Annotated in this window: 19 protein-coding genes; 12 read left to right on the forward strand and 7 right to left on the reverse strand. The window is 40.3% G+C overall.

Going from position 1 to position 14763, the window contains the following annotated elements; genetic code table 11:
* Window positions 1-21 precede the first annotated feature (21 nt).
* The 5 genes from ACP14Y_RS04080 (at window position 22) to ACP14Y_RS04100 (ending at window position 3320) form a co-directional block, all read left to right on the forward strand.
* Window positions 22-657 (forward strand): hypothetical protein, encoded by a 636-nt coding sequence (locus ACP14Y_RS04080; RefSeq protein ID WP_424961699.1) that lies wholly within the window; start codon window positions 22-24, stop codon window positions 655-657.
* Window positions 654-1139: a hypothetical protein gene (locus ACP14Y_RS04085; protein ID WP_424961700.1), complete on the forward strand. Its 486-nt coding sequence runs from the start codon at window positions 654-656 to the stop codon at window positions 1137-1139. The genes ACP14Y_RS04080 and ACP14Y_RS04085 overlap by 4 nt, the downstream gene beginning before the upstream one ends.
* Entirely contained in the window at window positions 1136-2029 is an 894-nt protein-coding gene (locus tag ACP14Y_RS04090; RefSeq protein ID WP_424961701.1) for an ABC transporter ATP-binding protein, read from the forward strand. Before ACP14Y_RS04085 ends, ACP14Y_RS04090 begins: the two co-directional genes overlap by 4 nt.
* The gene (locus ACP14Y_RS04095) at window positions 2022-2861 is read left to right on the forward strand and encodes an ABC transporter permease (RefSeq protein WP_424961702.1); all 840 of its coding nucleotides are present in this window, start codon (window positions 2022-2024) and stop codon (window positions 2859-2861) included. The genes ACP14Y_RS04090 and ACP14Y_RS04095 overlap by 8 nt, the downstream gene beginning before the upstream one ends.
* A 117-nt stretch (window positions 2862-2978) precedes the next feature.
* A complete protein-coding gene (locus tag ACP14Y_RS04100) occupies window positions 2979-3320 on the forward strand; it encodes a hypothetical protein (protein ID WP_349563220.1) in 342 nt (113 codons plus the stop codon).
* A gap of 55 nt (window positions 3321-3375) precedes the next feature.
* On the opposite strand, the gene ACP14Y_RS04105 is transcribed toward ACP14Y_RS04100, so the two are convergent.
* Window positions 3376-3993: a LysE family translocator gene (locus ACP14Y_RS04105; RefSeq protein WP_424961703.1), complete on the reverse strand. Its 618-nt coding sequence runs from the start codon at window positions 3991-3993 to the stop codon at window positions 3376-3378.
* On the reverse strand, window positions 3994-5547 hold the full coding sequence (locus ACP14Y_RS04110; RefSeq protein ID WP_424961704.1) for a GH3 family domain-containing protein: 1554 nt from the start codon (window positions 5545-5547) through the stop codon (window positions 3994-3996).
* 60 nt (window positions 5548-5607) lie between these two features.
* Between ACP14Y_RS04110 and ACP14Y_RS04115 the strand changes: the two genes are divergently transcribed.
* Window positions 5608-6276 carry a YggS family pyridoxal phosphate-dependent enzyme gene (locus ACP14Y_RS04115; protein ID WP_424961705.1) on the forward strand — a complete coding sequence of 223 codons (669 nt, stop codon included), beginning with the start codon at window positions 5608-5610 and terminating at the stop codon, window positions 6274-6276.
* Here the strand turns inward: ACP14Y_RS04115 and ACP14Y_RS04120 are convergent.
* The gene (locus tag ACP14Y_RS04120) at window positions 6273-6674 is read right to left on the reverse strand and encodes a DUF1573 domain-containing protein (protein WP_424961706.1); all 402 of its coding nucleotides are present in this window, start codon (window positions 6672-6674) and stop codon (window positions 6273-6275) included. The two genes, ACP14Y_RS04115 and ACP14Y_RS04120, sit on opposite strands and share 4 nt — an antisense overlap.
* 50 nt (window positions 6675-6724) lie before the next feature.
* Here ACP14Y_RS04120 and ACP14Y_RS04125 point away from each other — a divergent pair, with 50 nt between their 5' ends.
* The 4 genes from ACP14Y_RS04125 (at window position 6725) to coaD (ending at window position 9291) form a co-directional block, all read left to right on the forward strand.
* A complete protein-coding gene (locus ACP14Y_RS04125; RefSeq protein ID WP_424961707.1) occupies window positions 6725-7216 on the forward strand; it encodes an NUDIX domain-containing protein in 492 nt (163 codons plus the stop codon).
* Window positions 7217-7290: 74 nt separating this feature from the next.
* Entirely contained in the window at window positions 7291-7884 is a 594-nt protein-coding gene (locus ACP14Y_RS04130) for a hypothetical protein (protein WP_424961708.1), read from the forward strand.
* Between the two features lie 6 nt (window positions 7885-7890).
* The gene (locus tag ACP14Y_RS04135; RefSeq protein ID WP_424961709.1) at window positions 7891-8781 is read left to right on the forward strand and encodes a DUF3822 family protein; all 891 of its coding nucleotides are present in this window, start codon (window positions 7891-7893) and stop codon (window positions 8779-8781) included.
* 54 nt (window positions 8782-8835) lie between these two features.
* Complete coding sequence (coaD, locus tag ACP14Y_RS04140) at window positions 8836-9291, forward strand: pantetheine-phosphate adenylyltransferase (RefSeq protein ID WP_424964417.1); 456 nt, start codon at window positions 8836-8838, stop codon at window positions 9289-9291.
* Here coaD and ACP14Y_RS04145 read toward each other — a convergent pair whose 3' ends face one another.
* Window positions 9292-9966, reverse strand: coding sequence for an NUDIX hydrolase (locus ACP14Y_RS04145; protein ID WP_424961710.1), 675 nt, complete (start codon window positions 9964-9966; stop codon window positions 9292-9294). It lies immediately after the preceding gene.
* A 103-nt stretch (window positions 9967-10069) separates the two neighbouring features.
* Here ACP14Y_RS04145 and pyrE point away from each other — a divergent pair, with 103 nt between their 5' ends.
* Both pyrE and ACP14Y_RS04155 read left to right on the forward strand, forming a co-directional pair.
* Entirely contained in the window at window positions 10070-10711 is a 642-nt protein-coding gene (pyrE, locus tag ACP14Y_RS04150; protein ID WP_424964418.1) for an orotate phosphoribosyltransferase, read from the forward strand.
* A 1121-nt stretch (window positions 10712-11832) separates the two neighbouring features.
* Window positions 11833-12327, forward strand: coding sequence for a TlpA family protein disulfide reductase (locus tag ACP14Y_RS04155; RefSeq protein WP_424961711.1), 495 nt, complete (start codon window positions 11833-11835; stop codon window positions 12325-12327).
* On the opposite strand, the gene ACP14Y_RS04160 is transcribed toward ACP14Y_RS04155, so the two are convergent.
* From ACP14Y_RS04160 to ACP14Y_RS04170, 3 genes are read right to left on the reverse strand one after another with little or no spacing between them, the layout of a single operon-like run.
* The gene (locus ACP14Y_RS04160; protein WP_424961712.1) at window positions 12324-13094 is read right to left on the reverse strand and encodes a TIGR02757 family protein; all 771 of its coding nucleotides are present in this window, start codon (window positions 13092-13094) and stop codon (window positions 12324-12326) included. The two genes, ACP14Y_RS04155 and ACP14Y_RS04160, sit on opposite strands and share 4 nt — an antisense overlap.
* The gene (locus ACP14Y_RS04165; protein WP_424961713.1) at window positions 13091-14131 is read right to left on the reverse strand and encodes a LysM peptidoglycan-binding domain-containing protein; all 1041 of its coding nucleotides are present in this window, start codon (window positions 14129-14131) and stop codon (window positions 13091-13093) included. Before ACP14Y_RS04165 ends, ACP14Y_RS04160 begins: the two co-directional genes overlap by 4 nt.
* Entirely contained in the window at window positions 14106-14741 is a 636-nt protein-coding gene (locus ACP14Y_RS04170) for a hypothetical protein (RefSeq protein ID WP_424961714.1), read from the reverse strand. The genes ACP14Y_RS04165 and ACP14Y_RS04170 overlap by 26 nt, the downstream gene beginning before the upstream one ends.
* Window positions 14742-14763 lie beyond the last annotated feature (22 nt).

Raw genomic sequence — 14763 nt, forward strand, 5'->3', positions numbered from 1 at the left:
TGGTATCTTTTATCACCTACCATGAAATCACTAAAAACCAACACACTAGCACAGCTTTTTATCATTTGCACACGCTATCTCATTGGAAGCGCATATGCATTCGCCTGTGTTGTTAAAATTGAGGGGAAAAGATTTACTACTATGATACCTCAAGGTGAAGATTGGAATACACCGGCTCACCTGTTTGAAGTTATGTATCAATCAAACTTATATTGGAATTTTCTTGGATGGAGCCAGTTTTTTGCAGCTATGCTACTCATGACTCAACGTTATGCCAGGTTAGGTGCTTTGATATTTCTTCCCATTAGTGCCAATATATTTATGATTACGGTATCCTATGGTTTTACAGGAACTCCATATATCACAGGGCTAATGTTGTTAGCCAACGTAATCTTAATTGTTTGGGATTGGGGCTACTTTAAGGTATTATTTAATATTTCATCTACAAACATTGAGCGTAAACGAATTTGGATCAATGACCGAACTTGGGAAATTCTCGGTTTGATTCTGTTCATATTTACAATAAGCTTTAGATGGGTTCTCAATTCGTTTGATATTTTAACATGGGGGGCTACATGTCTTTTAATCGGACTTACGGGCCTTTTCATTGGCATCAAAAGAAAATCAATCTATCAATCTACACTTCAAACCATATGAAGAAACTCTTAGCTGGTATTTGCCTGATATTGCTAATCACACCCTCCTTTGCTCAGGAATCCATCATTAAAGATTTTGCAGAGCCAAGGAGATCCACACGTTGGATGAATCCATTGTGCTTCTACCCAAGTACTTTGCGGATGATCAATATTTCCCAGGATCCAAAATTTAACGAGCTGGTAAATGACATTGAAAAAGTGCTAATCTACACGCTGGACTCAGCTACTATTGCATCTAAAACGTATGGCAATTTTTTGAGCGGCTATGAAAATGAAGGGTATGAAGAATACATCAGCCTATACGGAAAGCAAAAGATTAAAGTCATTGGAAAAGAAGATGAATATGTAGGGGTGATAGCAGCTGAAGGCCATGCGATGTGCTTCTACCTGCGAGGTTCAATTCCTTTCGCCAAAATCCCGGAACTAATTCAAAGCTTCCAAGGTGACGATTTGTTGCCTATGATAACCGACCAATTCAAATGAGCGTCTTAAAAATCAATAAACTCACCAAGAAATTTGGCAGGCTAACAGCCGTGGATCAACTTGATCTTACGATCAAAGAAGGCCAGGTATACGGTATACTGGGTCCCAATGGTAGCGGTAAGACAACCACCCTCGGGATGATCCTGGAAGTGGTGGCCCCTACCAGTGGCAATTTTGAATGGTTTGGAGGAATGAATAATGTAGAAGCCCGTCAAAAGATCGGTTCCATTTTAGAAACGCCTTGCTTTTATAGCTACCTATCAGCCGTTCAGAATCTCAGGATTGTGGCTCACATCAAAAAATGCGGAACGGACAATATCGATAACATCCTTAAGCAGGTCAACCTATACGATAGACGAAATGATAAATTCAAAACCTTCAGCTTGGGTATGAAACAACGTCTTTCGCTGGCTGCCGCACTCCTATCCGATCCTCCGGTTCTTATGTTAGATGAACCAACCAATGGTCTCGATCCTGAAGGAATTGCAGAAGTGCGACAACTCATTCGTTATATAGCTGCACAAGGTAAAACCATCATTATGGCAAGTCACCTTTTGGATGAAGTTCAGAAGGTTTGCACAGACTTTTGTATTCTTAGAAAGGGGGTGAAACTTCACGAAGGATCTGTTCATGAGATTCTAGGTGAAACCAACGTAGTAGAAATAGCTTCCTCAGATCTGAATACTCTTTCAGATACAGTAGAAAAATTTGATGGACTGGAGAAATTAGAAAAGGAAAATGGCTCTTTAATGGCCTATCTAAAAGATGGTCAGACTTCCGATCATCTAAATCAATTCTGTTTTGATCAGGGCATTGCATTGAAAAAACTCATCCCGCAATCAAAATCACTGGAACAGGAATTCTTAAAAATCTTAAAAGAAAATGATTAGAGCTTTTACACTTGAATGGCTGAAACTGAAGCACTATAGGGTTTTCTGGATCCTGTTTGGACTCTATCTATTAGCACAGTTGATCATCACCAACGGAGGGATTTTTTTTCTGGAATGGCTGGAAAGCAAGGGAGCAGATATAGAAGGAATCTCACCAACTCTGCTACCAATTTATGACTTTCCTGACATTTGGCATAATTCTACCTGGCTGGGGTCCTACGTCAAAATCCTTATTTCATTTATCATCATTGTCTCTGTCAATAATGAGCTCTCCTACAATACGCTTCGTCAAAACATCATTGATGGAATCAGTAAAAGGGAGTTTTTATTGTCTAAGCTATCGCTTATTCTATTTCTGGCAACTGTGTGTACACTGGTACTCTTTGTTTCGGGCTTAATTGCAGGTTTTCAATACTCCCATGTGCTGGAATTGAAATACGTATTTTCAGACCTGGAGCATCTGATAGCCTACTTTATGCAGCTAGTTATTTTTGGACTCTTTGCATTTAGTATCGCCATGGTGATTAAAAAGGCCGGGTTTGCTATCGTATTAATTTTCCTTTACAGTATCGTTTTTGAGCCAATTATCACAGGTATTTTAGAGTTTGCTCCATTCACAAAGGACTATACTGCAGGGATCGTCAAGTTCTTCCCGATCTATTCCATTGAAAAATTGTGTGGTAAGTTTTACGAGAGTCCTTTTGCCAGATACATTTTCCAGGAAATAAAAGAAGGCCCATTGTGGTTTGAATGGATCATTCCGGTTATGTGGGGCTTCATTTATATGGTTTTTATCACCTGGGTACTCAATAAAAGGGATTTAAAAGCCTAAACGATTTATTCTGCAGATTCGGCTAAACTTTTTAACCACTTACCTAAAACCCTCATAATTAATGAGGGTTTTTCACGTTGTTTGTGTTAGAATAAGACAAGATAAGGAAAGCAGGTTATGATAAAATTTATCTCAATTCTCGTTTCGGTGGTCTCGTTCAATTTTGTAGTATCGTACAGCACCACCAAGGCTGAAACACAACCTCAGGAAGTAGGTATCGAATTCAGCGATTCTGCCATCGCCATTGAAAGCGGACAACCCGTCTTCAGTAAAGGCACCAAAATTTGGTTATCCAATCCCTCAAAAGAAAATATTAAGCTTTACTTAAACGAGCAGGAAAAAGAAATTAACTCAGAAAAAGTAGAGTTATCTGAGATAGCGAATTTGAATGAAGGTACTTACACGTTAGTATTGAGCACCAACTCGGACGAAAAAGTTTTCGGATTCACTATTCAGTAAAGACTTAGTTAGGTTGTTAAAAGGTTGGCGCATTCCTCTCCGGGGTGCGCTTTTTTTATGTATAGTTGGTGACCAGAAAGTATACGATCTGTAGCGAAAAGAGAATTAGTATGACGGCCACTGTCCGATTCATGTTCCTGACAAATTTGACCGTGATCAAATGTTTTAGCCGATGAGCAACAAAGGCCTTCCCTAAATCCATACTAAAAATCATAATGAGCATTCCAGCAAAAAATTGGACTTGCTCATTAAATCCATATTCAAAGTTGATTACGCTCACACTCACCCAAGTTGCCCAGGTAACGATAATGAATGGGTTCAACCCATTTAACAATAGTCCCTTAGCAAACTGCTTTGCTACATTGGAGTCACTGGCAATATCTTCCCGTTGAACCTTTGGCGTCTTGAACCAGGAATACACGCCGTACGCACTCAACATCACAACCCCGAAAATACCCATCCAAAACTTGAAGTTGTCCGTTTCAAGTGCCTTTGCCATTCCAAACAGCACAATCAGCACATAAAACACATCACTAACTGAGATACCAATTGCAAGAAAAATAGCTTTTTTGAATCCCTGCTGAATGCTGGTTTGAATGAGCGCAAAGAATGCTGGCCCCAGCGCAAAAATGAAGATGAGACCAAAGATCAGTCCGTTGATAATAGGTGGCATTTAGCTGGCTTGGAGATTTTGTTCTGCGAGAAAATTTTTCCAAAGTTGGGCCTTTTCTTTCTTAAGTACACGAGGAAATTTATTCTGACTACCCACTTTGCCTTGGGATTCCATCCATTGATAGAAAACATTTGATGGAAAAACACTGACTATCAACTCTTTAAGCGCTGAACTTCTTTCCACTTTGTAATCATCATTTAAAGACATTAGATGATGGTCAATTCGTTCCTTAAGTTGATTATTATCCACACTGTCGTCTGTCCCAATATACCAATGATGAGCGAACAAACTATCAGCTCGCTCTCCTAATAAGGTGAATTCACGTATATCAATTTTCATTTCGTCCTCCACCAGTTCTATCGCTTTATTCATATTATCCAGACTTAGGTGCTCGCCACAGAGGCTCATAAACATTTTGGTCCTTCCTGTAATTACAATTTCACTTTCCTCCACGGAGGTGAACTTAATCACATCTCCGATCATGTACCTCCAGGCTCCTGCATTGGTTGTAATCAGCAAGGCATATTCTTTATTTTCTTGCACCTCATCAATCTTTATTGTTTCGGCATCCGGTTTCATTTTTCCATCCTCATCAAAGTTTCGTTCAATGAAAGGAACAAACTCATAGAATATACCATTGTTTAAAACCAGTCGCATTGATTTTCGATTGGGATAGGCCTGAAAGGCAATGAATCCCTCTGAAGCCAGATAAGTCTCCATGTAGTAAAGCGGACGAGCTAGTAAACGCTCAAATCCACGTTTATACGGCTCAAAAGAAACACCACCATGCACAAAAATCTGCAAGTTAGGCCAGATGTCATGAATGGTTTTTAATTGATGTTGCTCTATGATTTTTTCCATCATGATCTGCAACCATGCCGGCACTCCAACAATGATTCCGATATCCCAGTCCGGCGCTTTTTTTACTATTTCTTCTAGCTTATCATTCCAGTTTTTCGTTTTAGCAATCCTTTTACCGGGCTTGTAAAAATGCTGAAACCAGAATGGAATTTGGGCTGCTGTAATACCAGATAGGTCTCCCTCAAAATAATGACCACTCTTCTTTAGATCGGTACTCCCTCCCAGCATTAAAATACCTTTGGAGAAGAGAGATGCAGGCAAATCGTATTTGCTCATGGTCAGAATCTGCCGCATTGATGTCTTGCGGATAGACTTCACCATGTCTCTTGTAATTGGTATGTACTTGGATGGCGCACCCGAAGTACCAGAGCTCAATGCGAAGTATTTGATTTTTCCTGGATAGCAAACGTCCTTTTGTCCCTCTTTTGCCAGGTGCCACCATTCATCAAAAATTTTTTCGTAATCGAAAACCGGAACTTGCGACTTAAAAGATTGATAGAACTGATCTTTATCCCCTTTGAAGGAGGTCAGTATTTCATCAAATGCATGAGCCTCACCAAATTTAGTGGACTGACAGTGGATGAGTAAGTTTCTTAGTTCCTGCTTCTGCAAATCAAGGGGAGAAGTGTACAGCTGCTCCAAACTTTCCCGCACCATGATTCCCTTCTTGAGTAATGTGCCTAAAATTGCCATTCAATACGATTGAAACTTATTCTTGAGTTTTCAAATTTAAGGGATGTAAAAGAGATAAAAATGAGCGAAATATCAAGCCATCTAAAAGATTTAAAAGATAGCCTTCCTGAAAATTGTACGCTGGTAGCGGTAAGCAAGACCAAGCCTTCTTCTGATGTGATGGAAGCGTATGAATCAGGCCACCGGGATTTTGGAGAAAATAAGGTGCAGGAGCTCACACAAAAGGCCGAAGAACTTCCTAATGATATTCGATGGCATATGATTGGCCACCTGCAGAGAAATAAGGTAAAATACATTGCTGATTTTGTACACCTCATCCACGGGGTAGACTCATTGAAGTTGCTTAAAGAGATCAATAAACAAGGCAGAAAGTCAGATCGAGTGATTGATTGTCTGCTTCAGATGCACATAGCCGAAGAAGACACCAAGTTTGGGTTGGACAGGAATGAGCTAGATGAAATTCTCTTGGAAGATCAATTAAAAGAAATGGCTCACGTAAGAATAATGGGATTAATGGGCATGGCAACCTTCACCGAGAATCAGGATCAGATAAGAAGAGAGTTTAAAAGTCTAAAGTCAATTTATGATGAAATAAAAAATTCTGACCACACCAATGTTCAGATGAACACCCTTTCCATGGGGATGAGCGGAGATTATGCCATCGCTTTGGAAGAAGGAAGTAGTATGGTCAGAATTGGTAGCGCAATCTTTGGCGCCCGAAACTATTAATTATTTGGATCAGGGGGCATCACGTTCGTCACGATCTTCACACGCTCAGGGTTATTTACCGCGTTAGACATCACTGTGATCACCTTATTTTGCATTCCCATTTTTCCTGCACTATTGAAAACCACCTTGATTTTTGCGGTCTTTCCCGGAGCAACTGGCTCTCTTGGCCATTCAGGTGCTGTGCATCCACAGGTAGTTCGAACATCGGAGATGATTAGAGGCTCATTTCCTACATTCTCAAATTCAAAAATGTGTTCTACCTTTTCACCCTGAGTGATTTCTCCAAAATCATGCGATTTCTCAGTAAATGAAATCTTTGGGCCAGTCATTGGCTCTTCTTCCTGTGCTGTTGCAAAAAACGCAAATCCAACCAACAGCAATGACGCTAAGTATTTCATGTCTTTAGTGTTTAATTTTCTAGATCAAAGTTAACGAACATCTTATTTAAATGTTAGAGCAAAAGCAGAAGGAAAATCCATTCGAAGGAAAAGTAAGAGTTCGCGTATGTGGTCTTTTGATTGAAAATAACAAGGTGCTGTTACTCAAACATGATAATATAGGCCCTGGAGGACACTTATGGTCTCCTCCGGGGGGTGGTGTGGAATTCGGTGAGAGCCTGGAGGAAATGTTGAAAAAGGAGTTTAAAGAAGAAACCAACCTTAAGATCGAGGTAGGTGAATATCTCTTTATCAATGAATTTATCAGCAACAAGTACCATGCAATTGAGTTATTCTATCAAGTGCATCGAATTTCTGGTGAAATCAAGCTTGGAAATGACCCGGAATTGAGCCCGGAGGATCAAATTTTAACAGAATTGCGATTTTTCTCGCCTGAGGAGCTGGAAAAGCTCCCTGCAGACACCATTCATAATGCTTTTGATGCCGCTGGTGCAAGAGATAAAATTGCCGAACTTAGGGGTTTGATTACTTTTAAGCATTAATAGTATTCTGGTGCTTCAAGAATCACCATTAAATATTTATAATTGCAAAAACCTAGCGAAAAAGAAATTTAGCAATGAGTAAAACAAAGATTGTTTCTGTGGTCATGCTCGTAGTATGGGTGTCATTGGCCGTATTTTTAGTATACAGTATCAAATCATCCATCGATGAAGCGGAGCGAATCGAGAGAGCAGAGGCTCGAATCATAGAACAACTGAAAATGATCCGAGAAGCAGAGATTGCCTACATGCAGGTAAATGGACAATATACCAGCGATTGGGACAAGCTTTTGGCGTTTGTGGACACAGGTAGCTTTTACCTGACCGAGAAAACCGAAACGATTATACCACAGCCTTATGGAAAAGACAGTATCTATGTTGAAATAGATACTCTTGGTACTAAGTCTGTAATGGATTCATTGTTCAACAATGATAAATGGCCAAGATTTGATCTGGCCACACTACCGTATGTTCCAGGTTCCGAGCCGCCGGTAAAGTTTGATATTTGGGCGGATAAGATTTTGAAGGCTGGACTTTACGTAAATGCCATTGAGGTGAAAAACCCTCGACCTGTTGATCCAACAAGAGACGAAGAAAGTGAATACAATACCCGGAAGCCACTACGGTTCGGCTCACGCACAAGTGTGACCACTGCTGGTAACTGGGAGTAATATATTTTGATCGCACAAGAAACATCGACATACAAGCTTGTTAAGCGAGTAAAGGACACCAAGTTCACGATAGACGAACTTGACCATTACTCGCTTATCATGCAGGTCGGGATCAACGACCTGCAATTTGCTGTTGTTGACTCTCAAGACAATGTAGTGATGGGATTGGAGGATTACCGTCTCCAGGGAATCAGAACGGTAAATGGTCGTCTCCGACTGATCAAGGATATCCTTGATAATCATGAGTACCTAACCGCAGGTTTCTGGAAAGATGTGAAGCTGTGCCTAAAATCACATAAATTTTCACTTGTTCCAGCCAATATGTTTGTGCAAGAGGCAGCAGCTGACTACCTGGCACTGAACAGTGAGATTAAAACTGCCTTCGAGGAGGTAAACTACTACAAACAAATCGCAGCAGATACAGTGAATGTCTTTGCTGCGGAAACAAAACTTTGCCGATGGATTGAATCCATTTACAAGCGAAAAAAAGTGCATGTCATCCATCAAGGTAGTGCACTTATAGAGGGAGTTTTTAAGCATGCGGACCACATTGAGGAGAAAAGCATGTATGCATTTGTTGATCGTGGCATCCTGCACCTGATTGTAACAGAGGGACAAAAGCTGCTCTATTACAACCAATTTGCTGCCCGCAAAAAAGAAGACTACCTCAAATACATTATGCTGGTATTCAATGAGCTAGGCATGAGTGGCAAAGAAAGTCATGTGTTCATTTGGGGCTTTATAAAGCCGAGCTCTGAAGAGATGGGACTGCTAAAACGCTACATCCGTAATATCTCCTTTGGCTCCAAGCCGTCATTTCTTCGATTTAGCTACCTCTACGATGAAGTTGAGGATCACCAGTACTTTGACGTGCTCAGTGGGTATCTTTGTGTGTAAGCCTATAGTCTCCTTTTAGCAGCATACAGGCACAACCCAATTATTGAGAAACCAATTATGAAAACAGCCATTTTCCCGGGATCTTTTGACCCATTCACCAAAGGCCATTTTGATATTGTGATGAGAAGTCTGGATCTGTTCGATCGGGTGATCATTGCGATTGGCCACAATACCAAAAAAAATAAACGCTATTTTGAGTTGGAATGGATGGTAGATAAAATCAATGAAGCATTTGCCAACGAAACCCGTGTGGAGGTGGAAGTGTATGATGAACTGACGGCCTCTTTGGCCAAGAAATATGATGCGAAGTTTATGGTGCGTGGGCTGAGGAATACCACTGACTTTGAATACGAAAACAGTATTTCACAAATCAACCGGTATTTGAATGAGGATCTGGAAACCATTTTTTTGATCACCTCACCTGAGCTGGCTCCAATTAGCTCAAGTATCATTAGAGAAGTACATCGATATGGCGGGGACGTAAATCCTTTTTTGCCATACAAGGTATAGCTACACCTCCTTTATCATTTTGGTGTATTCCTGCATGACATACCGGATGGATCGGTAAGAACCATGTAATGCCTTTCGTACTTCTTCCAGGGTCATCCATTCCACCTGTTTAATTCCTTCTCCTTTTTGAGGTGCCATATTTTTATCATCAATGCAATGCATGGCAAACCAGTGTGTTTTCTTTAGTACATATTTTTTTCTGGTAACGTAGGTATGCCACACCGCATCAATCTTTTTGTCAATTACCACTTTCACACCCGTCTCCTCTTCAACCTCTCGTACTGCACACTCCTCGATCGTTTCTCCCTTATCCAACTTTCCCTTCGGGATATCCCATACCTTTCTGCGATAGATCATGAGAAGCTTCCCCTCTTTCTCCACGATCCCTCCACCTGCTTCGATCACTTTAAATTTACTTTTCAAGTAATTAATCAGCTCTCTTTTTTTTCTGGAAGAAATGAAAATGGAGTGGACTTTTTTTAGCTTTTTATCTGTCATGAGTTTGAGCAGCCCGTCAACTTGATCAAAGGTGGCATTCATAATCAGCACGTCATCCACCAGCACCTCCGGAACAATGTCCTCAAACTCCCGAACCACCAGCCCATACACCCGCTTCATATTGATTTTCTTCTCCGAGAGAATATAGACCGGAATGTCGTTGATAAAAATCTTCATAAATGAATTTCAACCAGCAATTAAATGATAAAATAAAAATCAAACAAGCAGATGATATTATGGATCGGTAATTCCGTCGTTTTATTTTTGCAGCCTCATGAGCATTAAAATCTATAATCCTAAACTAGCTGCCGAGGTAGCCGCCGACTTATTGAAAATTGGAGCGATCAAACTTAGTCCGGAAAAACCCTTTACCTGGGCTTCTGGATGGAAGTCTCCCATCTATTGTGATAATCGATTGAGCCTTTCGTATCCGGATGTCCGCTCAAAGATTAAAACTGCATTATCTCTCGCTATTTCTAACTCATTCGATGGAATCGATGTGATTGCAGGTGTAGCAACAGCTGGTATCCCTCAGGGAGCACTAGTTGCAGAAGAACTGGGGCTTCCGTTTATCTACGTTCGTTCCAAATCCAAAGGACACGGACTGCAAAACATGATCGAAGGTAAGATCGAGGAAGGGCAAAAAGTACTCCTTGTGGAAGACCTGGTATCTACCGGAGGCAGCTCACTCGCTGCAGCTGAAGCGCTAAGAGAAGCAGGGGCCGAGGTGGTGGGTATGGTGGCCATCTTCACGTATGGCTTTCAGGTATCTGAAGACAATTTCAAAGAAAAAGGAGTAGACCTAGTAGTGCTAAGCGATTACCACCACCTGCTAGACCATGCCCAGGATGAGCGTATGTTTGAAAACGAGGTATTGAAGACGCTGAAAGAATGGCGGGAAGGCCCGGGGAATTGGGGATGAAATAATTCCAGTAAGGGACTCTTATATTCTTATTGTTTCTTGCCGATTTCCAGACATAACCATATCCTGTAATCCTGCTCTTTACAGCACTACCGGCAATATTTGATTTTAAATTCAATTTGAGTCGTTCCATAGACGTATTATTAAACGTATAGTAACGTTTATATACGTTTAAGCAGACGGTTATTACAGCTAATCATGGATATTTTAGCATTATGGTATCAACGGTGCAGATTGTACGATATGGTGGTTTTAATCATTCAAATCCGCTTTAAAGTCCTAGAGAAAAAGGTTTTAAGATAAGCGATAAGACAAATAAAGGTGAAGATTGATTAGGACTGAAAACCGGTATCTTTGAAAGGTAAGTAACGCACTGTGCGTGTTACAATATTGTTGTACGGCATAGACTTCACTATGAAAACTTTCCTAACTCTCATACTGACCTGCTCAACACTAAGGCTATTCGCTCAAGATGAAGTCATAGGAACATATAGCTATGGTAACGGATTCAACTTTGAAATCTCGAACTTACCTCAGACGGAATAGTCCGACAATCATCATTTTCAGACTTTTCAGGCTCAACGAGATCTAAACGAATTGCCACCTATCAGATCAAGCAAGACACTTTGTATCTTAACTATCTCAACTCGCGCCACGAACGTCTCAACAAAAATCAAATTGGAAATTTTTTATTAATCATAAAAACTAACAATCTTATTGCTTTGGTACCTAAGGACACTTCCAACTGGAATCAGTATTTAGCAGATTTAAGAGACAACTTTAACAAATCAATCGACCAACTCCACAACGACCGCATCCCATATGGTGTAGAAGAACTCGGAATTTACATGAAAAGTAGGTAGAAACGCCTTACAACAGTTTCTAAGAGGCATTTGTCAGGGTGCCACTCACAATTATATCTGCGACTGTCACACTTCGGTGTACCTTCTGAAATTTGAAAAGCCTTAACAACTGCAGCGCTTCAGGCATTTATCTTTCACAAGGCATTTTCTTCTGGATAGCTTTTGAGGGGTGGTGCACCTTAGTTACTTTTAGTGCTTTCAAGCTAAATGTGGAAAAACACCGCTTAGCAAGACACAAAATACCAACCAAACTTCCTAATGCGATTTTCACTGATTATTTTTTTTCTAACTACTTCCTTTACCATTTTCTCGCAGAAAATCTCAAAACAGCTTTCTTATCAAGACATTGAATTAATTGATGGTTCTACAATTAAACAAAGTGAACTAAAGCAAAAAGTGATTATCGCTAATTTATGGGGAACCTGGTGTAAACCATGTATCGAGGAAATACCTGATTTAAATCAACTGGTGGATTCATATAAAGAAAATAATGAGGTAATTTTCATTGCAGTGGCTGACCCTTACATGGATTCACCAGATAAAATCATGAATTTCTTAGAAAAGAGATCCTTTGATTTTAATCACATGATTCCAGCTAAAGAATCCATGTTTTTCGAACTAACAGGTAACATCATTTTTCCTACAACAATTCTTTATGATAAAAACGGAAGGTTTGTGAAAAAATTTACAGATACCCTGACTGAAAAGGAAATTGAAAAAATTAGAAAACTCATTAATGAATTAACCAACTAATACTTCTCCTCCACGCCCAATCCAAACAAAGCGAAATCATATTTCACAGGGTCAGTGGGGTCAAGTTGTTTGAGATTTTCAGTGAGCTCAACAGCTGTTTGCCAGTTTGTTTGCCTTCTTTTTATCAACCCAAGTTTTCGTGCCACTCTATCTACATGCAAGTCACATGGGCATATTAACTCATTCTGCTTGATTGACTTCCAAATGCCAAAATCCACTCCTTTATCGTCATTCCTTACCATCCAACGAAGAAACATGTTGATACGCTTGCATGCTGATTTTCGAGCCGGATTAGGTATATGCTTGTATGTCCGGATCGGGTGGTCTGGCAGTGAGAAGAATAGCTCAAAAAAATGTGTGAGTCTCTTCTCCATCGATGAGGATTCTTCCGAATTACCAATGAAGGCCTCCTCCAGTGACTCATGGCGCTCATAAAACCATCTAAAGAAGTGCAAAAAGTACAAAGCATCGGTGCTATTGAATGTCCGATGCTTAAAGTCAAGGAAAGGTTTTAAATCGTCCTCCTCATACTGAAGTACAAACTGATGTGGTTCATTGCCCATCAATTGTAAAAACTCGTGGCTTTTATTGATGATGGTTTTACGCTGACCCCAGGCAAACACAGCCGCAATAAAACCGGCTATCTCAATGTCCTGCTTTTTGGTATACTCATGAGGAATGCAAACAGGATCATTAGGGATAAACCCTGGTTGATTGTATGCTTCAACCTTAGCGTCTAAAAAAGCCTTTAGCTCCTGTTTGTTCACTGTTTGTTGTATGAAACCTCCACCCGTGATTTGGAGTCGAGAATGCCCAATTGATCATAAGCGGGCTGAGATAGACGCAAAAGCAGGTTTTTATTAAGCCCTGTATTCGGCAGCTTACCCACCACCTTCACATGCACCACCTGATTATTCATCAGATTTCGTACCTCAAGATTCGTACCTATGGGTAATGACCGATGCAACGCTAAGAAACGGCTCGTATTCATCGATTGGATTACTGAGGCCACACCTTCTTCATAGATTCGCTCAAACCCTTTATCATCAATTTGTGTTCTGGTTTTCTTTGTTGGCTCATTGATTCCGGACTCAGATGCACCCTCTTTTTCCTTAAAAAAAAGCTCCTGTCCAATTTTTAGATAATCACCATTCAGGCCATTCCAGACCTTTAGACTATCGATGCTTACACCTATTTTTCGTGCAATGGTTGATAGCGTTTCACCTGTTTGAACCAGGTATTTTTCAAAATCAGCAAACGGATCTATCGCCTCTACTGCTACGCTATCATCGTCCCTAATCTCCTCTATTACAGAGGTATCGGATGCATCCACACTGTCAGGTTGCTCTTCCACCTTTGGGATTTCTGCATCACTGGTCAATTTCAATTGCATCCCAGGAGAAATATTATTGTCTGGCAGGTTATTCCATCTTCTCAGCTCTTTTAGTTTCACATCATATGTCTTGGAAATACTATAAAGGGTCTCGCCTAATTGCACCACATGAATGTTATCAGCCACCGTACTTTCGCTTACCACTACCGCTTTCACTGGTTTTTCGTCTTCTACCAGCACATAAATAATCTGCCCAATTTCAATTCTATTGTCAACGATCTGATTGTGCTTGATGATCCCTATGACAGATCCTCCATACCGCTTGGCAATTGAATAGATCGTCTCCTCTTCCTCCACTTCGTGCACAATAAAAAGCCCTTCCGCCCTGCGCTCAGCTCGGATACTATCCAGAGGATTGGCAAAAGACACCATCATCATCAACAAACTAACCAGTGTAAACACAAACTTCATTTCGGTCTTTTATGAAAATTAATTGGTTATCAAATACAAAAAATGCGCCAGAAGAAAAGCCCTTCATTTCTTGATCTTGCTTTACCTTCCATTCCTTCTCGCCGTTTTTTAATAAAAGTAAATATCGATCAAATCCATTAGCAGAACGAAGATAGTAGCTGATTATGATTTTATTCTGCCACTCTAAATATTCACAGGAAACCGGAAGTTCCAATGCTAAAAATTTGGAAACAATATCAAAGTAGTCTGATCCATGCTCATAAATCTCTGGATGCCTGGTATGGATCGAAAATTCAGCTGAAGACTCCCATTCAGCCTTCACACCGCTTTCAAAATCTAAAATGAAAGATAATTGTTGAGTTGGATCATTTTGATCTAAATATTTTACAAAATACAGCTGATTTAATTTTACTCCTACCAATTTATCCCACCAGGTAATGTTCACCTTTCGACTTTCCAATTCAAGGTTTTTAAGATTCAGCCTGGCAATGAAAATCGTCCGATCTTCCTCGTTTCTACACTCGATGTATAGGCATTCACATTCCTCATCCAGGGCAGTGCCCCACACCGATCCCGCTAGCGAAATTTGTTTGATTGATTTTGGAAACATGATTAGAGTAGCACTATGTTCT

It is taken from the genome of Ekhidna sp., assembly GCF_965247405.1.
In the GTDB taxonomy this organism is placed as follows: domain Bacteria; phylum Bacteroidota; class Bacteroidia; order Cytophagales; family Cyclobacteriaceae; genus Ekhidna.